Annotated in this window: 14 protein-coding genes and 1 riboswitch; of the genes, 8 read left to right on the top strand and 6 right to left on the bottom strand. The window is 52.3% G+C overall.

Going from position 1 to position 23842, the window contains the following annotated elements; translation table 11 throughout:
• The first annotated feature begins 214 nt into the window (after window positions 1-214).
• Together nagB and KIH39_RS02610 are read left to right on the top strand one after the other, a co-directional pair.
• Window positions 215-2083: a glucosamine-6-phosphate deaminase gene (nagB, locus tag KIH39_RS02615; protein WP_246539480.1), complete on the top strand. Its 1869-nt coding sequence runs from the start codon at window positions 215-217 to the stop codon at window positions 2081-2083.
• Window positions 2084-2236: 153 nt separating this feature from the next.
• Window positions 2237-2713: a DUF2203 family protein gene (locus KIH39_RS02610; RefSeq protein WP_213497721.1), complete on the top strand. Its 477-nt coding sequence runs from the start codon at window positions 2237-2239 to the stop codon at window positions 2711-2713.
• A 132-nt stretch (window positions 2714-2845) separates the two neighbouring features.
• Window positions 2846-2941, top strand: a riboswitch (cyclic di-GMP riboswitch).
• Window positions 2942-3069: 128 nt separating this feature from the next.
• Here KIH39_RS02610 and KIH39_RS02605 read toward each other — a convergent pair.
• The 3 genes from KIH39_RS02605 to KIH39_RS02595 form a co-directional block, all read right to left on the bottom strand.
• Window positions 3070-3594, bottom strand: coding sequence for a hypothetical protein (locus KIH39_RS02605; RefSeq protein ID WP_213497720.1), 525 nt, complete (start codon window positions 3592-3594; stop codon window positions 3070-3072).
• A gap of 138 nt (window positions 3595-3732) precedes the next feature.
• On the bottom strand, window positions 3733-4890 hold the full coding sequence (locus KIH39_RS02600) for a WD40 repeat domain-containing protein (protein WP_213497719.1): 1158 nt from the start codon (window positions 4888-4890) through the stop codon (window positions 3733-3735).
• Between the two features lie 177 nt (window positions 4891-5067).
• On the bottom strand, window positions 5068-7842 hold the full coding sequence (locus KIH39_RS02595; protein ID WP_213497718.1) for a hsp70 family protein: 2775 nt from the start codon (window positions 7840-7842) through the stop codon (window positions 5068-5070).
• A 58-nt stretch (window positions 7843-7900) separates the two neighbouring features.
• On the opposite strand from KIH39_RS02595, the gene KIH39_RS02590 reads away from it, so the two are divergent.
• Together KIH39_RS02590 and KIH39_RS02585 are read left to right on the top strand one after the other, a co-directional pair.
• Window positions 7901-8902 (top strand): hydantoinase/oxoprolinase family protein, encoded by a 1002-nt coding sequence (locus KIH39_RS02590; RefSeq protein ID WP_213497717.1) that lies wholly within the window; start codon window positions 7901-7903, stop codon window positions 8900-8902.
• Between the two features lie 14 nt (window positions 8903-8916).
• Window positions 8917-9507 carry an amino acid kinase family protein gene (locus KIH39_RS02585; protein WP_213497716.1) on the top strand — a complete coding sequence of 197 codons (591 nt, stop codon included), beginning with the start codon at window positions 8917-8919 and terminating at the stop codon, window positions 9505-9507.
• 3 nt (window positions 9508-9510) lie between these two features.
• Here the strand turns inward: KIH39_RS02585 and KIH39_RS02580 are convergent, their stop codons facing one another.
• Complete coding sequence (locus KIH39_RS02580) at window positions 9511-10200, bottom strand: (5-formylfuran-3-yl)methyl phosphate synthase (protein ID WP_213497715.1); 690 nt, start codon at window positions 10198-10200, stop codon at window positions 9511-9513.
• A 546-nt stretch (window positions 10201-10746) separates the two neighbouring features.
• Between KIH39_RS02580 and KIH39_RS02575 the strand changes: the two genes are divergently transcribed.
• The 4 genes from KIH39_RS02575 (at window position 10747) to KIH39_RS02560 (ending at window position 19348) form a co-directional block, all read left to right on the top strand.
• On the top strand, window positions 10747-14289 hold the full coding sequence (locus KIH39_RS02575) for a protein kinase domain-containing protein (protein WP_213497714.1): 3543 nt from the start codon (window positions 10747-10749) through the stop codon (window positions 14287-14289).
• A gap of 61 nt (window positions 14290-14350) precedes the next feature.
• On the top strand, window positions 14351-17809 hold the full coding sequence (locus tag KIH39_RS02570) for a tubulin-like doman-containing protein (protein ID WP_213497713.1): 3459 nt from the start codon (window positions 14351-14353) through the stop codon (window positions 17807-17809).
• Window positions 17810-17827: 18 nt separating this feature from the next.
• Window positions 17828-18580 carry a segregation and condensation protein A gene (locus KIH39_RS02565; RefSeq protein WP_213497712.1) on the top strand — a complete coding sequence of 251 codons (753 nt, stop codon included), beginning with the start codon at window positions 17828-17830 and terminating at the stop codon, window positions 18578-18580.
• Between the two features lie 156 nt (window positions 18581-18736).
• Window positions 18737-19348: a 3-keto-disaccharide hydrolase gene (locus KIH39_RS02560; protein WP_213497711.1), complete on the top strand. Its 612-nt coding sequence runs from the start codon at window positions 18737-18739 to the stop codon at window positions 19346-19348.
• A 35-nt stretch (window positions 19349-19383) separates the two neighbouring features.
• On the opposite strand, the gene KIH39_RS02555 is transcribed toward KIH39_RS02560, so the two are convergent.
• Both KIH39_RS02555 and KIH39_RS02550 read right to left on the bottom strand, forming a co-directional pair.
• Window positions 19384-22761, bottom strand: coding sequence for a PVC-type heme-binding CxxCH protein (locus tag KIH39_RS02555; protein WP_213497710.1), 3378 nt, complete (start codon window positions 22759-22761; stop codon window positions 19384-19386).
• Window positions 22762-22782: 21 nt separating this feature from the next.
• Complete coding sequence (locus tag KIH39_RS02550) at window positions 22783-23790, bottom strand: metallophosphoesterase family protein (RefSeq protein ID WP_213497709.1); 1008 nt, start codon at window positions 23788-23790, stop codon at window positions 22783-22785.
• Between the last annotated feature and the right edge of the window lie 52 nt (window positions 23791-23842).

The raw sequence follows: 23842 nt of genomic DNA, 5'->3' as shown, positions 1-23842 counted from the left end.
CGACTTCGATCCAGTCTGCCGTTGAACTTAATTTTATTCGGCAGCACCAAAACGGAGCGAAAAGATGCAATAACCTGTGAAAAACCGCCCGGTTCGAGGCCACTGAAATATTTTTTGATCACAGTTTTTTGCCGGGGCCGCAGTTCCCTCGCCCTCTTCAGGTCAATTGCTACAAATATCCATTCACTTAAGACTGTCCTGTAAAGGAAAAGTGATGATGAATCCTACGGTAGCACCTTCGACCCGGATGCCCACATTGATATTTCCGACCAGTACCGATGCTGCGCGGCATGTGGCCACTCTGATGGCCAAGATGATTCGCGAAAACAATGCTTCGGGCGTTCCCACTGTTCTGGGGTTGGCCACCGGTTCGACGCCGGTGGGGCTCTACCGCGAACTAATCCGCATGCATAAGGAAGAGAACCTCGATTTCTCGCGGGTGGTAACCTTCAATCTGGACGAATACTTCCCGATGCCGAAGGACGATTCTCACTCCTACAACCGCTGGATGCAGGAAACGCTCTTCTCGCACATCAATATCAAGCCGGAAAATGTCCATATCCCCGATGGCACCGTGAAACCGGGGGCCGTGGCCGATCACTGCGAACGCTATGAAGAAGCAATCCGCAAAGCGGGCGGGATCGACATCCAAATCCTGGGAATCGGCCGAACCGGACACATCGGCTTCAACGAGCCAGGTTCTCCCAAAACGGCGCGAACGCGACTCGTCACCTTGGATCCGGTGACCAAACGCGATGCGGCTTCGGGTTTCTTCGGGGAAGAGAACGTCCCCCAGCAGGCCATCACAATGGGCACGGCCACCATTCTCGAAGCTCGCAAAGTCATCCTGATGGCCTTCGGCGAGCACAAGGCCCCAACCGTTCAGAAAGCGGTCGAAAATCCACCTTCGGAATCGATTGCGGCCAGCTTCCTGCAGGAGCATTCGGATTCGACTTTCATTCTCGATGCCGCCGCCGCCAGCGATTTGACGCTATATCGCCGTCCCTGGGAAATCGGCCCGGTGGTCTGGAAACCCGAATTAATCCGACAGGCGGTCATCTGGCTCAGTTTGAAGGTACACAAAGGATTATTGAAACTTTCGGATAATGATTTCCGGGAACATCACCTCTACGAACTGCTACGGGAGCATGGCCCGGCCGAGAATTTGGGCTACCGAGTCTTCCAGGATCGGTTCCAGACCATTATCAATCACCCGGCGGGAAATGATCCGAAGCGAACCATTTTGGTTTTCAGCCCTCATCCGGATGACGATGTCATCAGCATGGGAGGAACGATTATTCGCCTGGTGGAACAGGGGCATAAAGTTCACATCGCCTACATGACGAACGGGAATATCGCGGTATTCGACCACGATGCTTTGAGATTCACCGACTTCGTGGAATCTTTCCACCGCATATTCCAGCTCGACCAGCAGAATACCTCGGAAGTCAAAAAGCGGGTGACGGAGTTCCTGAAGAACAAGAAACCGGGCCAGCCCGACACGGACGATGTTCTGAAAATTAAAGCTCTGATTCGGGAGACGGAAGCCCGGGCGGCCGCGCTGGCCTGCGGAATTCCTCCGGAACAGCTCGAATTTATGGACCTTCGATTCTACAGAACGGGCACGATTGCAAAAAATCCTATTCACCCGCAGGACATAACTGATATTGTGAACTTATTCGAAAGATTGAAACCTTATCAGATCTATGTCGCCGGGGAACTCTCCGACCCGCACGGCACGCATCGACTCTGTGCAGAGGCCATTTATGAGGCTGTCCGCCGGGTTCGTGCGAAGAAGCAGGACTTCGATGTCTGGCTGTACCGTGGCGCCTGGGAGGAGTGGGAACCGCATCAAATCGAAATGGCCGTTCCGCTGAGTTCGGACGTTCTGGACCGCAAAAAAGAAGCCATATTCCGGCATCAGTCTCAAAAAGATCGGGCTATGTTTCCCGGCAGTGCGGACAAGCGGGAATTCTGGCAGCGAGCGGAATGGCGGAACACCCAGACCGCCCAACTGTACGACCAGTTTGGATTGCCCGAATATTATGCCATGGAAGCGTTCGTACGATGGAAGGACGCCTGATTCGGTCGGTATTTTCTTAAAGAGAGGGAGATTCTGGGGGTCTTATCGTTATCTAAGGATTAAACCGAAAAATTCCCCCATTTTTCCTTGAACCACGACGTATGATCAAAATAGGGAGGAAAAAACTCCCTTACTCTAGCCCGTGAGGCACATATGAAAAATCCATCACAACGAACCTTCGGGTCGTTCTCAAACAAGAATAGGAAGACGGCGGAATTCGACATCCAGACGGCTAACCGGATGTTACCGCTGGTTAAACAAATTGCCCAGGATATGTCGGCTAACAGCCTTCGCCGCTGCAAGCTTCAACGGGAACTCAACCAGTTGGATGCATTCCGGCGGGAACTGACTTGGGAATCGCGAAGCCGCCGGTATCGCATCGTCGAGGAACTCGGCACCTGCGATAGCGAAATGAAATCCGCCATGCAAGAGCTCAAGCAATTGGGAATCTCGGTGGTGGACGATACGCACAGCCGGATTGGTTTCCCCACGAACATTAACAACCGCCCAGCTTACTTCACCTGGCAACCCCCGGAAGAACAGGTCCAGTTCTGGAACTACCGGGATGAAGAAGCTCGTCGGCCGATTCCTTCGGACTGGCTGGAAACCAAACCCAAGGTTTTAAGCTGATTCGCGTCCCGTAGGAAAAAATCAGGCCAGGAAAGAAGTGGGGAAAAAAGTGATTTTGTGGTTTGCATCACTGCAGTGCTGAGCTAGGTTTTCCTCGTGAACGACAAGTTCACCGTGAAGGTACCACACCTTCCTCGTTAAGGGCAAACTCGTCGCGAGGCGGGGGCGCAAAGCTGTGGGTCTGATAGATGCCGAGGGGGGTGTTTATCAGACAGCCAGGCTGCCGAAGGGATGGACGGGACCCATCAGTTAGTCTGGTTCCAGAAGCCGGATTGCTCCAAGCAATCCGGCTTTTTTTATGCGCTGCGTTCTTCAACCCTTCGAATCGTGAACAACCATCAATACGAGCTATTTCCTTACTCCTTGGCCGAGATCGCTTTGCCCACTTCCCGGGGAAAGTTCAGTCCGCTACTAAAGGGTTCGGCGACCCAACCACTAACGATGCCATACCGGCGGGCTTGGACATCCCACTTCAGCGCGACATTTTCCTTCACACCGGGATTCACAGGAAATTTGTGGTAGAAAGTGGTATCGGCGTAGGGATGAAGTATCGTCGTGACGGAACGGGAAACCACGACGAGGTCGTTCTTCCTGATACTCCCTTTCTCGACTTTCAGAACTTGCAGGCAGATGTTCAGCTCGAATAGACGCTCCATCGGATCCTGGCCCGAAGCTTCGGTGCAAACGACGCTCAGAACGCGAACTTCCGCAATGACTTCGGCCTCTTTTTTGTCGGACTCGAACTGCTTTTTGATTTCCACCAACTGTTTGCGAACTGTTTCTTCATATCCCTGCGGCCGCTGTGCCTGGAGACAATTCTGATCCAATGATAAATCCGCAGTCAGCAAACCAACACAAAGCAACATAAAGGACCGGTACATAGTCGATCTCTGGGAAATGAAGTTTGCCAATTGCCACGCTGAACTTGGCAAATTTTCAGCATCGCTGGGTACCGAGATTTGACGAGTCGACCGGCGTAGTAGATTTACCCTATCCGAAAAGAGAATTCAAATATCCGATCAGTGCGATTCGGAGGTAATCGGAACATGCCAGAAACGGAGAGTTCCATCAAAACTTCCGGATAGGATGGTTTTCCCGTCGGGTTTGAAACGCAACTCCATTACCTGTTCTTTGTGACCAGTATAAGTGTGCAATGGTTTGTGAGATTCGATTTCCCATAGGCCTATCGAGCCATCACTTCCCGCACAGGCAATTTTGTCACCCGAGGGCGAAAAACGAACAGAAAACAACTTCCCGAAATGGCTTTCGAAACTCGCTATTGGCTTGCCGGAATTGGCATCAAAGAGCCTCACAGTCCCATCAAAACAAGCGGTCACAAGTTGCTTCCCGTCGGGTGAAAATTGCATCGACTTCACCAATCGGGGATGTTTTTGGATTCTCAAAAGTTCGCCGCCACTTTCGGCATCCCAGATGGAGACATCTCCCACCGCGGAACCGGCGGCAATTTTCTTACCGTCCGGCGAGAAGCAAACTGAGGATGTATAGCGGGCAAGTTCAAGTTCCTTGATGCACTTTCCGGATTCCAAATCCCACAGTCGAGCAAATTTGTCTCCGCCTACCGAAACCAGATTTTTACTGTTCGGCGACCAGACTGCTTCGAAAACTTCAGCGTTCGGGCACTTAATTTCTCCGATCTTTTTCAGTTCAGCGGAATCGTAGATCAGAATTGAGTTAGCGATACCTGCTACCGCGATAAATTTTCCGTCTGGTGAGCAACGGACCGAACTAAGATCAAAATCGCATTTCAGCTCAGTGCTCTTTTGCTTGTCAACATCCCAGCGACGTATCAATTTATTGCCATAAACGGCAAAGAGGGACTTCGCATCGGGCGAAAGGGCTATGGAGTAAATAGGGGATTTTTCTTCCACGGAAAACTTCTGAGTTTCCTTGGCAAAGTTCCCGATAAGGGTCTCAATAATCTGGTTCAACCGCCCTTTTACTTCGGGCTCTGTCGCCTGAGAGGCTAACTTTCGGAGATGGGGAATGGATTCTTCTTTAAGCACTAATAGTTCTTGCTGCGATTTTTCCCGTTCTCGAAACGCCTTCGAACCCAACTTCTGAACCAAGGCCTCTATTTCACTTTGGGTTTTATCCTGTCCTTCAAACGCAAACGCGGGTAGCACAAAAAGAAATGCGAGGGAGAAAAAGTGATTCATTTGCAGACACTCTAGCTAGTGACGAGGTTCGAATTCAGATCCAGTTTGAGCTTTTGCACGAGAATCAGTTCACACAAGAGTCAAATCCGCTGAATTCCTTTGTTAGCCTTCAACAGGCCAAGCTGGTCGGGCAATTTGAACCGTAAAAATCCTCGAGACAAGAAGAAATCCAGGGAGTTATCCCCCCGCCAGCTTCAGCCCGATCGGCAGCGACTCCCCAAACAGTTGAGATTTTTCCGCCGAGTCCAGAACCGACACTTCCTCCACCATCTGAATCCAGTGCTCGGGAATCTTCATATCCCGCAAGACCGCCAGGATGTTGTTTCGCGTATCCTCGGAAAGATCGATCGACCGCTGCCCCGTTCGCCGGCCCCATTGAGCCAGACAGAAGGCCCAGTTCACCTTCTCCGCATCGTTCTTCGGTTGTAGCAGGAGCAATTGCTCGACCCATTTTTCGACAATCTGAGGGTGCAAAACCGAGTTGATCGGACCATAAAGCAACTGACGGGCTCCCAGACGAGTCAGCGCCCACAGCAAATGCCCGCTCGAACTGGCCTTGGAAAGCTGTCCCAGAATACTCGAACCAAGTTGATCCTTCACCTTCGTATCGAGTCGTTCCAGGCTACCGGCCGTTCGATACATTTCCACCAGTTCGTTCGCCGCCGGTTTGGGCTGAGATTTCCCCTTGGAAGCGATCAGCACCGGCCGCAACCGATTCCAGAGCGTCAACTGAAGTCCCGAAGGTAATCCCCCGGCCACCCGCCGCATCATAATCCAGAAATCAGCGCCGGAATCGAAAACCGCCCCTTGTGCGGAGGGCGTGGTCGCGATTTTCCACAAAGATTCCACCCGATAGCGATCCAGAGGATCGCCAAAGCCAGGCCGCAAGCAAAAGCCCGCCAAGTTGTACCAGCGGGAAGCATGCTGGGGCGATAGGAATCGACTGTTGGCCAGCTCTTCCAGCTTCCCCCAGATGCGCCGACAGACCGGCATCGCCCAATCGGATCGGGATTCTCCCAGAACCGTTTCGAGTTTCTTGGTCAATTCGCGAGCATCAATTTCCGGATTCGAAAACGTCTCGGTGACGGTGTCCATGGCGCCTGCAACTACAGTTTCGGGAAGGACTTCGGAGAATTCCGCAGTAGTCTTCTCCTCGGCCTCTTCCTCGTTGTTAAAACCGGCATCGCGAACATTGAACTCCAGCCGCCAGCGATTTTCCTTTTCCTTGCCGATACAGAATAGCTCGAGCGTACCGATCTCCGTGCAGCGAGCCGCCAGAGTTACCGGAACCTGTTTCACTCCGCTGCGTTTGCCGCCGCGCAACTGAGTATGCACCGGTGGTAATTGAAGGAGTTGGTCCGGCTTGATTTTGACAATTTGCCCAGCTTTGTCCTTTCCACGAACAGTTGAGCTGTACAAGGGGAACAGCACGGGCTGGCCGAGGGACAACTCCAGGACCGGTTCTGTCAGTTCGATGGTCTCCCCTTCCTGCATTCGACGGGGAATGACGCAAAGGACCGATTTGGCCTGATTTTCTTCAATCGATTGATCGGTTTCGATCCCGAGGTAGTAAGAACGCGGGATACCGCCCCCGATACGCTTACCACCGGTGTGCAGCAGCCAGGCGGAATAGGCGGCTCCGTAAGCGACTGCAAGATCCAGCGAAGGTGTAGAGAGCTGAATCGGATTCCACTCTTCTCCGTACCAGCCCTTCATGACTTCCACAAGTCGATCTCGCAGGACGCCGGCCGTGAAGACGCCGCCGTTGAAGAGAATGGCCTCGGGGCGAGTATTTTCGGGGAGATGTTTTTTCAGAAAGCTGGCCAGATGCTTGGTGACTGCCGGATCCTGAACGTAGGGCAGACCCATTTCCTGGATGCCGTGCCGATTCGATTTGACGGGTTCTGCATCAACTGGCACAGCAGGGAAAAAGCCATCGAGTAAAGACTTTTGCAACTGCTCTTTCTTCAACTGAGCAGTCAACGTGCCACCAATTACGGAACGGCCACGGCCAATCACTGTGACGGGGACACTCTCTGGGGGATTTTCCGAAAGAAGCGTTTCCTTGGCTTTACGGCAGGCCTGAATGAGCATGGCGAACTGGGTTGCATCCAGCTTACTCGATCCAGTGAGCGTCGGCTCGACCTCCCGAGCCAAAGCCAAGTCCATGTTATCGCCGCCCAGCAGTAAGTGGTCCCCCACGGCTTCTCTCTGGAAGGAGAGCTCTCCAGTATCCTCCCCGGCCCGAATGAGACTAAAATCGGTAGTGCCGCCGCCGACATCCACTACTACACATTGCATGCCCGGGCCGACCCGTTGAATTTCCAACGGTGAAGACATCCCCATCCAGCAGTAAAAAGCGGCCTGCGGCTCTTCCAGCAGCCGGATATTTTTGAAGCCGGCCTGTTTGGCGGCTTCCAGTGTGATGTTTCGGGCGACGTCGTCGAAAGAGGCCGGTACGGTAATGACGACTTGCTGCTCTTCCAGTTTCTCCACGTCCGATTTGGCAACTGTACTATTCCAGGCATCGACAAAATGCCGAAGATATCTGCGAGAAACTTCCTGCGGAGAAAATCGTTGGATGTCCGGCGGGGCTCCCCAGGGAAGTAGCGGGGCCGTTCGGTCGACACCCGGATGGCAGAGCCAGGACTTGGCGGAGGAAATCAGTCGTCCTGCCACCTTCGAGCCATGATCCCGGGCAAATTCGCCAATGGCGAATTTCTGCTCGTTCGTCCAAGGCAGATTGAGTGCGCCCGGCGGCAGATCGAATTCCCCTGGGATGTAGAGAAAGGAAGGAAGAAGAGGCCGTTCGACAACTTGCGAGATACCCACCAACTGAGGAACCCGAAAGTGCTGAATGGTTACGCCTTTACGGGATTTACTCTGAAGATCGATGTAGGCAAGCGCGGAATTGGTGGTTCCCAAGTCGATTCCGACTAGATAACGGCTCATCAGTCTTCCCGATTCCCTAAGACATCTCAGAATCTCTGTATTATATGGGACTCTCCGAATGAACTATCTCGGTCTGGATATTGGGGGGGCGAACATAAAAATCGCCCACAGTAAAGGCAGAGCTTTCACCTTGCCTTTCGCACTCTGGAAGTCCCCCAAAAAGTTGCACAAACTGCTAAAAAAAGCTGCCAGGCAGATGCCCAAATACGATCTGGTCGGCATCTGCATGACCGGCGAATCCTGCGACTGCTATTCGACCAAACAGGAAGGCGTTAATCGCATACTCGATGAAGTATTAAAAATATTTCCCGAAGAGGAATTGCAAATCTGGCAGGTGGACCAGGGTTTTCAGACGATCGAAAGTGCCCGTATCGACTATTTGAAAACGGCCTCCTCCAATTGGCACGCCCTGGCCAGTTATTGCGGACTGATCTATTCCGACGATCGCAGCTTGCTGATCGATATCGGTTCCACCACCACCGATATTATTCCTATCCTCAAAGGTAAACCAGCCAGCCGGGGTAAAACCGATTTTGAGCGACTTCAATCCGACGAATTAGTCTATATCGGTGTAGGCCGAACTCCGCTTCCGATGCTGGATGGCCAAGGTATCTGCCGGGAAGTTTTCGCCACCACCCTCGATCTGCATCTCGTCCTGGAACATATCGAGGAGGATCCGGACAACTTCAACACCGCCGATGGACAACCGGCCACGAAGAGGGAGGCCAAGTCTAGAATTGCTCATACACTCGGTGGGGATTTATCGACAATCTCCGACAAAAAAATCGCTGCCACGGCTCAGCGGTTTTACCAATTACAGGCCGAAGGGATTCTGCAGGGAATTGAGAAAGTTCTGGCTCGACATAAAGCCGGCTTTACACGGACGATCCTCTCCGGGTCGGGTGAATTTCTGATCCGCGAATTGGCCCGGCATTCCGAATTTAATCAGCGTCTGCCCCAGACTGATTTCGTTTCTTTATCGCAACTTTTGGATCAAGAGCTTTCCTCGGCCGCTTGCGCCTGGGCAATCACTCAACTGCTCGTGCACTTCAAACACTAAGGGAGTTAATCTCGGTGAGTTTGTTGCTTGTCAAAGTGGGCGGCAGCCTGTTCGATCTCCCCACTCTGGGAATTGCAATCGAACACTGGTTAGCGCAACAGTCAGAGGGCCAAATTCTGTTGCTGGCGGGCGGCGGCGATTTTGTGGAAGCCTTAAGAAAATATCAGCCGCTTCACCATCTGAACGATGTCGATTCCCACTGGCTGGCCGTGCGGGCCTTGGGAATTTCCGCTCGGATGCTGGCTCAGATCCTGCCAGGCAAACCTTTACTCGAAGAATTTGAGCCGTCGCTTCCCCAGGAACGAATCCTGGTTCTGGATGGTCACCGTTTTCTGGAATGGGATGAGAAAAACACCGGGGCCCTTCCCAAATCCTGGTCGGTCACGACCGATAGCATAGCCGTGCGGGCTGGTGGGCAACTGGGTGCTTCCCGAGTGGTACTTCTGAAATCTCGGGACTTCCCATTCGACGGAAACTGGCTAAAAGCAGCCCGGGAAGGCTATGTCGATGGGCATTTCCCCACAATCGCGGCGGAAACGACCTTATCGCTGGAGTGTCTGAATTTTCGAGGCTGGATGCAGCTTGCAGGCTATCAGAAGTCCTAGGCATCAATTGAGAAGTTGCTTCAAGCGTTTTACCCGTTCCGGGTCAATTGGCTTTCTGCGATCCCCCTCCTGGCAGACTAATCCTCGCACGGCCAGCCAATTGGGACGAATTCGTTTGATCTCGGGCAGTTCTTCCCACTTCACGGAGCCGGCCAAGGCCAGTTCCATATCTCCCCAGAAAGCCATTTCGCGAAGGTGTTCGATCTCCGCCACAGATACATGGGCGAAAAGCGATCGACCATCCTTCTGAAAAGTATCGATCAGGAACACCGGGGCATTCAACCGGCTGGCCAGACAGGCGACTTTAGGCAAGGAGGGAGCATCGCAGATTTTAGCATCCGCGTATGCGGCCCCGATCATCCGCCCAAAGCCGTTCACCTCGCGAACGTGATTGACAAAAGGCATTGGCCAGCCGAGTTTGCTCAAGCCCCACTTCAAATAACGCAGTGGCAATTTCAGTAACCGAACATCCAGAGTATCGTGTTCTTCGGAGAACTCTCCCAGTGCGGCGCTTAAGGGCACCTTATCGGCAACGAGATTAACCACCTCGTCCACGACTTCGAAAGTAGGTCGCCCCAACGAACCCACGCTTGGATTTTTAATATCGATGCAATCGACCCCCAAGTCCATAACCAGTGCGGCTTCTTCAGCATTTTGCACGCTGACCAGCAGTTGGATCGTTTTCGGCTTCATGAATCGTCTCGGACTTCGAAGAAACTCCCATTCTTTTTATATCGGTGAAACGAAAGGAATTTCGGAGTCTGGAAAACAAAACCATCCTTCCGCGTCGTTTAAAACCGGATTGAACAGAATGCTTTTCAAACGGCCTTCGCAGCGAGCGAGGATGTTGTTACGGACAATCACCCTAAGCGAAGTGTTCCCAAAATGTCCATGTGAAAGGGATAGCGTGGCAAGGCTATCGTGTGAATCCGACCTCTTATTCTTTCTCCGGGGTCGCCTCGAGAAATCTAGGATCCAAAGTTCTACCAAGTATCCCCGATGACCACTCAGATAACCTGACCGTTTTGATCTGGGATGAAATTTGCGCCCCAGGGCAGAGCGAAGGAGATGGGACCGGCATTTTTATAAAGCCAAAATTATCTCCGGAGTAAACTCCCTTTTAGCGGATTTCTACTGCTCGTTCAGTCCCGATTATAATTCGTGATCTATATTTAGGAATCATCCGGGATAGTCGCAGCCCGCGTTCCTGGATGGCTGTACGTTCAGGGATCATTAGAAATGGCGGCTTCACCCAGCATAAATGCCGGCGAACCTATTCCGGGATACCGCCTCATTGAGCGAATTGGCCGAGGCGGATACGGGGAAGTTTGGAAATGCGAGGCCCCCGGTGGAATTCTCAAGGCAATTAAATTCGTTTATGGGGACATAGAAAATGCCTGTTCCGAGGATAAGTCGGCCGAGCAGGAATTAAAAGCGCTCAACCGCGTCAAGACCATCCGGCATCCGTTCGTACTTTCTCTGGAACGATTCGATATCGTCGAAGGTCAGTTGCTGATCGTGATGGAGTTGGCCGATCGCAATCTCTGGGATCGCTATCAGGAATGCCGCAAACAGGAGTTACGGGGGATTCCCCGGGATGAACTCATTGCCTACATGGAGGAAACGGCCGAGGCTCTCGATTTGATGAACGAGCAGTACCAACTGCAGCATCTCGACATTAAACCGCAAAACCTGTTTCTGGTTTATAATCACATCAAGGTGGCCGATTTCGGCTTGGCCAAGGACCTCCAGGGAATTCGCGCGACCATGACCGGCGGCGTCACGCCATTGTACGCCGCTCCGGAAACGTTCGAAGGCTGGGTCAGCCGCTTTTGCGACCAGTACAGCATGGCGATTGTTTATCAAGAATTATTGACCGGTGAAAGGCCTTTCAGTGGAACGAATGTTCGCAATCTCATGATGCAGCATTTGTCGGCCGTTCCCAACGTCAGTAGCCTTTCGGAAGAAGAGAGACCCATCATTCTGAGGGCCCTCTCGAAAACACCGGATGATCGCTATCCCACTTGTCGGGACCTGGTACGCGCTTTAAAGTCGGCCAAGCGAAATTCGCTTCCCGAGGTTGCCCCGAAAATCTCCCTGGTTCCCAGCGGCGACACTCCAACACGCGACTCCTCCAAGCCGGGCGAACTGGAACCACCTCCCTCGACCGCTTCTGCTTTGACCTTGCAGCCGATCCGTTCTCAAACCTTGCGGCTGGTTCCCAAGCTCAAAACGCCGGTACAACGCAAACCGGAGGATTCGCAGAGCCTATCCCCTCCTTCTCCCTCGCTACCCCCCTCTTCACAGAACCTGGGTCAATTGCGGGCGTTGAGCGAGAAAAGAGATAAAGGGATTCTGTTCCCGATGCTGATCATCGGCATTGGGGGTTACGGTGCGGCTTCGATTCGACAGATCAAGAAGCAACTGGGCGAGAAATTCCCGGACGAGAAGCTGCCAAACGTTCAATATCTGCTTCTCGACACCGATTCTCAGGAGATCGATGCCAGTTCTTCCTATCGCTCGGATACTCAGCTTTCCAAGGAAGAAACGCTGCATTTAAGCCTGCATCGCCCGGCCCACTACCTTAAGCAGACTCTACTTCCGCCTGTCGAGCAATGGCACGATCCCGAATTGCTTTACAAGATTCCCCGCGATGGCGGGACCATGGGCGTCCGGGCTCTGGGCCGACTGAGTCTTCTCGATCATCAGGCAGCCGTGAAGTTGAAATTCGGCCGCATGCTGAAAAAGGTGATGCGGGATACCGAAGGCGGCGATATCTCCGGCGCGAAAGGCCTGGGACTGCGAAGTACATTCCCGCGGGTTTACATCGTCGGCTCGCTGATGGGGGGAACCGGTAGCGGGATTGCCCTCGATCTGGCGTATATGCTGAAGCAGGAGCTGCGGAAGGTCGGTTACGACCCGAATCGCGTGTCGGCCCACTTCTTCCTGCCGCGTTCGCTCTGGTCCAACGAAAACTCTTTGCAACTCGAAAAACCGTTGATTGCACTGAGGGAAATCGACACTTTCATGTCCGGCAAAGAGACTTTCCGGGCGGTATATTCGCTGAAGGAAGAGCCTTTTACCGACAGCGAGCGGCCGTTCGATTCGATCACTCTCCATCCGGTGGAAAAAACCGGAGTGAAGAGTGCGACGACTCGACACCTCGAAGTACTCTCCGAAACTCTCATTCAGGAAGGTTTTACCAACCTCGGGAAATCCCGGTTTGAAGGCGAGCTGCGCAAGCGCGACGTGCCGAATCCTTACCGCAATGTCGCCTCGGTCCGGCTGACTTGGCCCCGTCAGAGATTACTTCAGGATTCCCTCGGCCGGCTGACGCTGCAATTGCAGAATCGCTGGATCGAAACCGAATCCAGCTCCGACAGCACCGAAGTGATTCAATTCACCAAAGAATTTCTGCAGAAAAAGCGGCTCGATAACGATTCGCTGCGCAAACAACTCGATGAAAAACTGACTGTCCGACTGGGATACTCGATCTTCGACAAATTGATTGAGACGGAAAAGGCGATCGGCGAAGGACGCGGACAAATCAGTCAAATCGAATGCTGCAACCTGATTGAACCTCTGGTTCAAATCGTGGGCTCCCCCGGTTCGGGCGACGACCATCCCAGCAAGCGTGCCTTTGCGGAATGTTTCAAGGAACTGGCCAAAGAAACCGAGAAGCGATTGTCGGAAATGGTCGTTCAACTGGTCGAAATGCCTTCGAAGCGATTTGGGTTTTCCTTGAAATTCCTCAAGCGAATCGATCAGGAACTCACCGAAACGATCGAACAAATCAAGCAGTTACTGCACAAAAACGCTTCCGAGCTGGAGAGCCGCTACGATCGCATGCTGAATTTTATCGGCAATCTGGATAACATCGGGCCCAAGTTGAGCGTACGCCGCAGCGACCCGCGTTCGGAACTTCGCGAGCTGATTTCCACCTATGTAAATACTCGACTGGAAAGCCAGAGAGAGTATGCCCTTCAGTGCGTACTGCAAAGCTGGAAAGGGATTCTGCCGGAATTCACCCGAGACATCAACTTCTGCAAAGAGCAATCTCGCGAGATGCTGGAAGAGATCCGGAAAGCCTCTAAACCGCCTGAAACCAGACAATTTCTGGAATTGCACATCCTGCCGGGTAAATCGAAGGAAATCGAGGAAGCCTCCGATTCCGTTATCCAATCCATCTCTGAGAACGATTGGGACGCTCTCGATGAGCGTTTGCAGGTTCGCATCCGCCGGGAATGCTCCGCGCTGGTAAAGGTCTGCCTGCAGAAAATGCAATACAAGGATCGCTTCCTGAAACTGATTCGCGAAGAACTGCTCGCCCTGGCCGAAACGCGCCTGCCGGTCAGCTCTTCCGTGGAAATGTTCCTGAGCGAGGGCCGCGATCCCCAACTGCTCCACCGGGAAATTCAGAGGGCTTTCGACGAGCTCTCGCAGACAATGTTGACCGGAAGATTACCCGAAGGCACCACCATGCACTTCCTGGGCTTACCGAACTCCCCCTCGAAAGCGAATTTTCAGGCCCTGTTAGCCGATGTGATTTCGGAAGTTCATTGGACTGATTATCCGTCGGAACACGATATCGTTCTTTCCTGCGAACAAAAATTCGCGGCGGGCCGGCTTTATTTTGGATACTGGGAAAATAATCCTTCTCGAATACTGCCCCAGGATAAATTTTTGTTCAGTCGCACGGACTTTGCCTGGTTTAAGGGTTTTGACGATCCTAGAAACGGCGAAGGTAGCTCGCCCGAATTATTTGCAGAATCGCTTTCATAGTCTAAATTTGTTTGTCCCCCGGTGAAAGTTTACGTGACCATATTAATCCCCCTGGTGTCGTATGCTTAGGATTGAGCAAAACGCGGAACCCATACCCGGTTATCGCTTGATCCAGCGCATTGGTAGCGGTGGTTTCGGCGAAGTCTGGAAAGCGGAAGCGCCTGGCGGTTTGCATAAAGCCATAAAGATCATTTATGGCAACCTCATCGCTACCTCGGCTTTCGAAGACCAAAACAGTCTGCGGCATGCCGAGCAGGAACTGAAAGCGCTTCGACGTATCCAGTCGATTCGCCACCCTTACCTGCTCTCGCTCGAACGCTACGACATTATCGAAAACCGGCTGTTCATCGTCATGGAACTGGCCGACTGCAACCTCTGGGAGCACTATCGACTGTACCGGGGTAAACAGCAACCCGGCATCCCGCGAAAAGAGTTGTTGAATTACCTCGCGGAGGCCGCCGAGGTTCTGGACCTGATGTATGTGAATCATCAGTTGCAGCATTTGGACGTAAAGCCGCAAAACCTCTTTCTTCTGCACAACCACGTTAAGGTGGCCGACTTCGGGTTAGTCAAAGAACTCGAGGGTTTGCAATCGGCCGTGACGGGTGGCGTCACTCCCGTCTATGCCGCGCCGGAAACACTTCGCGGCATGGTCACCCCGTATTGCGACCAGTACAGTCTCGCAATTGTTTACCAGGAATTACTGACGGGTACGCGCCCTTTCGAAGGCGTCAATCCTCAGCAGCTGGTGCTGATGCATACGCACGGCATCCCCAATTTGTCCGCGTTGCCGTCAAACGAGCGGGCCATCATTGGCCGAGCGCTCTCAAAAATACCCGAAAATCGGTTCAACAGTTGCAAGGAACTGATCCAGGCTCTGTCGAACATTCGCGGCGAACCGGTTGAATTTGTGCCGCACGCGTTGCTGTCCGAGGAAAAGGTAGAAGAATCCTGCAAATTCGGTGAACTCGCGCGGGGTACCTCCGAAACTCCTTTCCCGGCGTCGAATCTTCGCAATACCGATCATTTCGGCGATCAAGTCAATTCGATGATCCGGTCCCCCATCGTCATTCCTGAGATCACCGGCGATGGTTGCATTCGACCGATCATCATGATCGGCCTGGGAGGCACGGGCCTCAAGATCATGAAAGAGTTCCGCAAGCAGATGATTTCGGAATATGGCCTTCCGAATAATTTGCCCAATATTCGTATGCTCTTTCTGGACACCGATCCGAATCTGATGGAGCAAATCCGAGACGAAGGCTATTACCCATATCTCCGCAAAGAGGAGATTATCCACGCCAAACTGCACCGTTCCAGCTACTATCTCAAACCGAGACGCCACGGCCGCACGATTATTGAAGGCTGGTTCGATCCGCAATTACTTTACAAATTGCCGCGTCAGCCTCGAACGCTGGGGATCCGGGCCTTTGGTCGCGTAGCCTTCATCGATCATTACCGCTCAATCGTCGATAAAATTGAGAATTTCATCCTGAAGGCGATCCATCCGGATGCGCTCGCCAAGGCTGCCAAGCACACTCAGTTAGGCCTGCGCACGAATCGGCCGCGAATCTACATCGCCACCGGTCTGGGCGGTGGCACCGGTAGTGGCATGTTCATCGATGCTGCCTATGCCGTGAAGCACAAGCTGAAAAAAATGGGTCTGCCGGATTCCGAAGTCGTGGGCTTATTCCAGGTTCCGAACGTCGATCGGGAAAAACTGGATGGCACCGCGCTGTCCAACAGCTATGCCAGCCTTCGGGAACTGCATCACTACACGCAAAAACCGGAAAACTATTCGGCGATCTTCGACGAACGCGATTCCGTCGTCAAGCCGACTCACAGCCCCTACGATCGCTTTTACTGTTTCCCCTATGGAAACTCCATCTCTGGCAATTCGAACGATTCTCTCGATCTGAAAGTGACCGGTACGGAATCGATTGTCGATCTTTTGATGAACGATGCGTTCTCGCCCTTCGGCCGTCATCTCGATCGCCAACGGCAGCGAACAACCGACACGACGAACACCGACACCTGCTTCACGACGCTCGAAAAAGCTTCCCACAACTGGCCTCGCAAACTGGTCCATCAGCATTTGTCCGATTGGCTGGCTCAGACGGTCATCGCCCGCTGGATCTCCAACGATTCGGGAATATTGGAAGATAAAGTACGCTCGAGAATCTCGCAGCGCTGGTCGGAATTCGAGCTTTCCGTGGATAACCTGTCCGCGGTTCTGGAAGCGGAAATTGTCAAGCTTCTCGGCAAACAGATCAGCCAGTTTTTGGAAGAGGAAACCAGCGTACTGCAAAGCAAGGGCTGGTTCTCCCGCGATCCCGACCCCATGACGGTTTGGGAAGTCGTTTCTCGAATCCGCTCGGCCTTCGGAAACCCGGAAGACAAGCAAGTTTCCACAAGCCTTTCCAAGACCGAAAAAGCGATTCAATATCGCACCGATCTATTGGTGAAAGATCTCACCCCTAAAGTCGTGGGAATCTCCTCCAGCATGACGGACGAATATGATTTCCGCCTCGCGGGAGCGATCGTCGCCAATGAGATGATGCACCAGACTCTGAACCAGATTTGTGGCAAGCTGGACGAAACGAAGAACGATCAATTTGCCCGGGCTAACCAGGCGCTGCGCTTCCTGAATGTCGTCAGCACTTCCGAGCAGACGAAAACCCGTTCGTCGACGCTGATGGATGCATTGAATACGTACGTTCGCAGTTGGTTGCAGTACATGTACTGTCAAAGCATGATTCAAATTTACCGATGCGCGGAACGCAGCCTGCTGACCCAGCATCAGGAACTTTGCTACAGCCGCAAGCAATTGATGGATCTGCTGCGTCAGATGCGTCAGAATGCCGTCGGGACGTTGCCGGAAACGCGATCGCTGCTGCTGCCCTTTGGTGCGGGTTCCCTTCAGGATGCCATAGATATCTTCAAGGATATGTTGAGTCCGGAGGACATGAGGGAAGTCGATCAGAAGATGCAGTTGAAGATCGAAAAGCAGTTCAATCTCGCCGTCGATTCGGCCAAGAAGAATAAGCAGCTGGAGACTTCTTTACAGGAAATCGTCGAGGAACAAGCACGTCAGTTCATTTTGATGAAGCTGAACCAGGTCGACTTCTCGGATATTTACGCTCAGAAGTTTCCGGATTTCGGATCGTTATCGGAATCGCTTCAGGAACTTTTCTTCCAGGCCGAACCGGAATATCGGGTGACCGTATGCACCGGCCAGGAAGTCTGCATCGTCGGGATGCCGGAGTCACTTCAGAGTGCCCTGCTGGATCAAGGGGAAATCAAACTTCCGACGGCGAATTTCGCTTACGCGACTTCGCGAGACGAGGTATACGTCTACCGGGAATATTCGGGCATACCTATCCGCTATCTGCCGCAGGCGGGACCATTTGCGGAGGATGCCTATTTGAACTCCCTGCACATGGGCACCAATCCGCATTGCCGGTTTGACGTTCTGCAGTGGGAGGATATCGAATCCTCCGCAGAGTACGTTCACGAATGATAACCGTATAAAGTCCTCATGGACTCGACGGATTTTCAAATTCGGCTCCAGACCTTCACCGGACCGTTCGACCTGCTGCTTCACCTGGTGAAGCGGAATGAGATCGATCTGCGGGAGGTCTCGATCGCCGGGATCGCCAATCAATTCTTCGAGCATATCCGCATACTCAAATGGCTCGATTTCGAACTGGCGGGAGACTTTCTGGTCGTTGCCGCCACCCTGATGGAAATTAAAAGTCGGCAACTGCTGCCGCGCGGCGAATCGACGGAAGATAGCCCGATCGAGGAGGAAAAGCACTCTCTGGTTCAGCAACTCATCGAATATCGTCGCATCAAGAAAGCAGCGAGCCTCCTGGAAATTATTTCCTCGCAGCAAAGCAAAAAACTCGCCCGCCAGGCGATCCCCGAGGAAGAATCCCTGGAAGCGTCCACCTCACTTCAAAAAGTGGAGATCTGGGATCTCCTGAACTCGTTCGGGAAGCTCATTCGCGAGTGGGAGGAAAAAAATGAATCTCAGACTATCGTCGACGAGATGCCGCAAGCTTTTTTTGAGGATAGTATCCTGACCAGACTGAATCGACAGGCGCCGATTTCATTCGAATCGATCTTTGAAACGCCCCGCACCAAAATGCGTTTGATCGGCTTCTTTCTGGCATTGCTGGAACTCGCCAAACAGCAGAAAATCGCATTATACTTCGGCGAAAATGAAGCGATTCTCCTCGATCTGGTTCGACCGCCCGAATTCTTTCACGGCTCCAAAATTGAAGCGTGACGCCCTGGAAATTGTCTGCTTCTCCCCTTCGACTTTTTCGTCGGTGAATTTCTGATCGCCGCCGATCGGCTAAAAGGGGATTAGCCAATTGCAAACCGCACCGCTATACCCAAGACTATCGCCCTTTTGCTGAATGTCACTCTCCGAGGATCTCCTATGAAATTGAAATTGCTCTGCTCCCTGGCTCTGTTCGGCCTGCTGGGCGCTTTTGCGAAAGCGGCCGATCCCGATTTCCTGAGCAAGGACAACTGGGAAGGTCTGGAAAAATATTGGAAGTTCGAAGGCTCGAGCATCATCGGGAAAACCGACGCCAACCCCGGCTTCAACACCTTTTTCTGCTCGAAAACCAAGTACACCGATTTTGAATTGCATTTCGATGTGAAACTCACGGGTACCAAGTGGACCGGCAACAGCGGCGTGCAGATTCGCAGCGAAATTTTCGACAAAGAAAAATTCAAAGTCAAAGGTCCTCAATGCGATATGGGCGACCGCTATTGGGGTAGCCTGTATGGAGAAGGCATGAAGGAAGGTATGCTGAAGGCTTCGAAATGGGACGATGTGAGTACAGTGCTCAAGCCGGATGACTTCAACGATTACTACATCAAAGTGGTCGGCAAAAAAGTGACCATCAAAATCAACGGCGTCACCACCGTCGATCAGGAATTTGAAGTATTACCTCCCGCCGGTGTGATCGCCCTGCAAATCCATGCGGGCAATCCTATGGAAGTGATTTTCAAGAACATCAAATTCAAGAATCTGGCCAAGTAAAAAATCGGGGAGCTTGGCTCCCCTTCTTGCCCGCCTCACTTTGTCAATTTTCGCTCCGGATCCAGAAATCGAATGTAGACCTCCTCCTGCTTTCCTTCGTACTCGAAGGTAACCGTCAATTCATTCGCTCCCTGCTTCAGCTCCACCTCCCAGCGCAACGCATCGGGCCGCACCGTTGATTTGTTACCCACAAAGCGAGTCGCCCGACCATTCAGGCGAACGTGGGCATCGTGCCCCACTCCCAACAGTAGCGTGGTTTTCAGGGCTGCAGGCGAATCGACCGAGGCTCGGACGGTGACCAGTTGTTTCGTTATGGCTTCCGGGAGAGTTATCCGCCCGGTTACCGGAACATCCACGGAAAGGGATTCATTCTCCTTGTGCTGCGGCAGTTGGAGAGACACTTTTCCCACATAGGGATCACGCATCACATATCGGACCAGATTGCGAAAATCCTGCGGCGTCATGTTGTAGCCTAAGCCTTCAGGCATCAGCGATTTTTCGGAAACCTTGATCTCTTCGATATCCGCTTTTGAAAACTTCTTGATGACGCCATTCTCGCCCTTCAGCGAGATATTTTTGTCGTCTTCGCTTTCCAGAATTCCCGTTTCGACTTTGCCATCCTGGAAGTTGATAGTCCGCATGTAATACGGAGCCCCCACCACCCGGTTGGGATCGAGCACGTTAACCAGCAGATACTCTATCCCGCGGTCCGCTCCCTCGAGTAATGGGCCCACCTGACGCCCTTTTCCTTCAAAAACGTGGCACTTGGAGCAATGATTTTCGAATACCAGCCGGCCTTTGGCAAAATCGCCGCCGCCGCTGTTCAACTCGCCGCGCATCTTTTCGATGACGGCATTGAGCTCGGCTGGGGTCGAACGAATTTTGCCCCAGGATTTGGAGATCATCGTGTCTATCTCCTTATCCTTGAAGGCCTGCATTTTTAAGATCAGGTTGTCGTTGAGATCGGTGGGAAGGATCTTTTTCTTTTCCACGGCCTGAAGGAGTGCTTTTGCGAGTGGCTTTCGCGAGCTGAATAGTTGAAGTAGTTCGCTTCGGACTTCCTTGGGATAGTCTGCCCAAAGATTCAAGATAGCTAGCGATTTTTCTAGATCTTTAATACTCCCTAAAGCTTGCACGGCCGCAACGCGAATTTTCGTGGGATTACTGGCCATAATCAGAAGTTCGAGCTCTATTCTCGTATTCTCCGAAGTATCCGAGGCCATTCCTTTGATGGCATCGATCCGATCTGACTCGGAGGCAGACGTGTCGCGGGCGATTTTTCTTGCTTTATTTAAGATTTCCGGATCCTTAAATAAGAGATCCAGCTTGAAAATCAGCTTCTGGAGATCTTTATTATCCTCCGACAACAAATAGAAACGCGTGCTCCTCCAAGCTGTCGGGGTACTCTGGCTTTTCTCGGGCAAGCCAGCAATCAAACTTTCCAGGAGCTGTTTATAAAGATTGGAGTTAACCTTCGCGCCCAGATTTTGACTCGCTACTGTTTCAATAATCCGGATAGCTGCATCTACATCATTCGGTTTACCTGATGATGCAAACTTACGAATAGTTTGAGACAATAAAAAACCTGAATTCGATGAAGCTTTCCTACTAAATTCCTGTAACCAACTCAAAATCTGCCTTCTTGCTTCGGGATCCTCGAGTTCCTGATTTATTGCCAACCAAAGTTGTTGATTTTCCGCGATCTGGTTCGGATCGGAACTCGTTTCCAAAAGTTGATGCAGTAAATTGATATCGTGACTTTTGCGAGCAAGAATTGCCAGTTGCAATCGAACATTGGGGTCTTTCAAATTCGAAGTTAACGGTTGAACCTTATCTGAATTAATGTTCTGATCACTTCGGGTTCCGATCAACCGAATCAACCAACTCTTGAGTAACTCGTTGTGCTGAAGCGCGGGGATCTTGACTGCTTCTAACAGATCCCCATGACGAAGTGCTTCCAACCCAAACAACATGCGTAATTTAGTTGAAGGCAATTCGGATTCCTCACTCAGTTTTTTGAGCAAATCCTGTACTAGTTGATCAATCTCCTTGTCGTCCGGCTTAGCGGAGCTCCGCCTCTTCTCATAAAGCATTCGCAACGCCGTCCGCCATCGATAAGGATTATCAGCTCGAATTAATTCGTTAGTAAGTTTTGTCAGATCCCATTTTCCGAGATCCTCCGCGACTTGCGTTTTCAATCCCTTGGTCTGAATCGAAAAGATCCGACCACGTTCGTAATCCCAGGCATCCGCAGCCGCCTGATGGCAGGGGTTCTGGTCGTGCCAGTCGATGCAATAAATTTCTCCATTTGGACCCCAACGGAGATTGATTGGCCGGAAGTTCTTGTCGCCACTGACCAGAAAATCATCTCCTCGAGTCGCTTTAAAGGTGGCCCCGTTCGGCGCCAGGATATTTTGCTTCAGCGAAGAGCCGTGAATGCTGCCGAATATCACGCTGTTGCGATATTTCTCCGGCATCAAGGGCGTATCCAGCGACACCAGCCCGGCATGCGCCCAACCGCTTTCCTTGTGAAAAATGTGATCGCAGATTTCCGGGATGTAGGAATAGACGTTGGGATTAAAACTCGCCCCGGCCTGTCGCTTGAAACTGCCGCCTTCGGTAATGTGAAACAGGTGGGGAATGACGCAACAGCACAGAATGAACTGGCCATCGCTGTTGCGATAGTCCATTCCCCAGGGGTTACTGGTTCCTTCCGCAAAAATTTCGAATTTCTTCGTGGTCGGATGGTAGCGCCAGATGCCCGCATTCAAGCGGGTGGCCACACCGTCCGCCTGGCCAGGCTTCACATCCGAGTGAGTAAAAACTCCCTGCAGACCATAGAGCCAGCCATCCGGCCCCCACTGAAAAGTATTCAAAGTTTCGTGCGTGTCCTGGCTGCCGAATCCTTTCAACAGGATTTCGAATTTGCCCGGCTTGTCATTTTTGTTTTCGATGAAAAACAGATACGGCGGCGCTCCAACGTAAACCCCGCCATTACCTACTTCGATACCGCTGGCGAGATCGAAGGGCACCGGAAAGTCTTTCCCTTCGGCAAAGATTGTTACTTTATCGCAGACGCCGTCCCCTTTGGTCGATTCGAGGATCTTGATCCGATCGCGCGGCATCTTCCCTTTGGCCGTGCGCTTGGGGTATTCGTAGCACTCGATCACCCAGATCCGGCCTCTCTCATCCACCGTCATGGCAATGGGATTGATCACATCCGGCTCGGCGGCAAAGAGCTTCACTTCAAAGCCGTCGGCCACCTTCATTCGGGAAAGCGACTCCTGAGGTTTGAGATAGGGTTGGCCTGTCGACTTGGTGTTATCGAAACCGTATTCTCGTTGGGCGTAACTCTCGGAAACCAGACAAAATGCGCAGAAGATGGCCAGGCACGACCGAATGGAGAAACTCATCAGCGAATCCTCGGAGAGAAATTAGACCGTCGCCGAAGATGATAACAAACTCCCTTCCGTATTACACTCCGATTCGTTCAAATTTGCGTGCAGCGGAATGGTGATGACATCGATCGTGTAGAAAGATTGCGTTTTGGGAGAATACATGCGACGGTTCAGCTCGATCGAATGCGGGCTCACCAGAATGTCGAGATACATCCACCGCTTTTTATGGGTGACGCTACCACTACAGATCATCGCATAAGGATGTTTGGGCGTGGGTGTGTACCAAAAGCTGCGGTGCCGGTGCCCGTGCAACCAGGCCAGAAATTTGTGCTTTTTGACGAGTTTCGCCAGCTTGTCGGCATCCCGCAACTGCCGGCCGGGATGCTCGGGTTGCCCCTTGCGAAGAAGCATGGGATAGTGCGTTGCCAGAATTTTCGGCCCTTCCAAGCGTTCGCACAATTTATCGAACCTGGCCAGTTGTTCATCGCCCACACGGCCGCGAGCGTCCCAGAAGCCCCGGTTTTCGGTCGCGGAACAGACAGCGACTATCCAGAAATCTCCAACTTTCTTAGCAAATGGATAGAGAGCGGCTTCAATGCGTTCCCCTTCCTGCCAGTTGCGGAAAGTCTTCTCAAAATTGCCTCCCACCCGGGATGCTTTGGTGTAATAATCGTGATTTCCCGGAGTGATCACGCCGGGTAGTTGCAATGGCAGATTCTCGGCGGCAGCCGCGAATTCTTCCCGCAGACCGAAAGAAGAAACGTCACCGGTCATCACGACCTGATCGAAAGCATTCGTTTCCAGCTCACGGCGTAAGGCTGCGAGAATTTCGTCATTACGCCTGAATCGGGAGCCGCGACCCAGAATTTTGTAATTGAACCATCCCGTGGTGTGCTTCGAGAAGTAGTCCCGCAGGTTCCACTTCACATCGCACTGGACATGGATATCGCTGAAATGAGCAATCCGTATGTAGTTGTGTCCTTGCATGATCCGCGTTCTTGCAGGTTGAGTTTCAAGACTGCAAGGAGTCGAGACATCACTCATCAGTTGCATCCTTGCATAAGGGGATTCTTGCCAAGATCTGATCGGGATTGCA

The organism is Telmatocola sphagniphila (assembly GCF_018398935.1).
Lineage (GTDB): Bacteria > Planctomycetota > Planctomycetia > Gemmatales > Gemmataceae > Telmatocola > Telmatocola sphagniphila.
The sequence above is the reverse complement of the archived record's forward strand: the minus strand, read 5'-3'. Positions and strand labels throughout refer to the sequence as shown.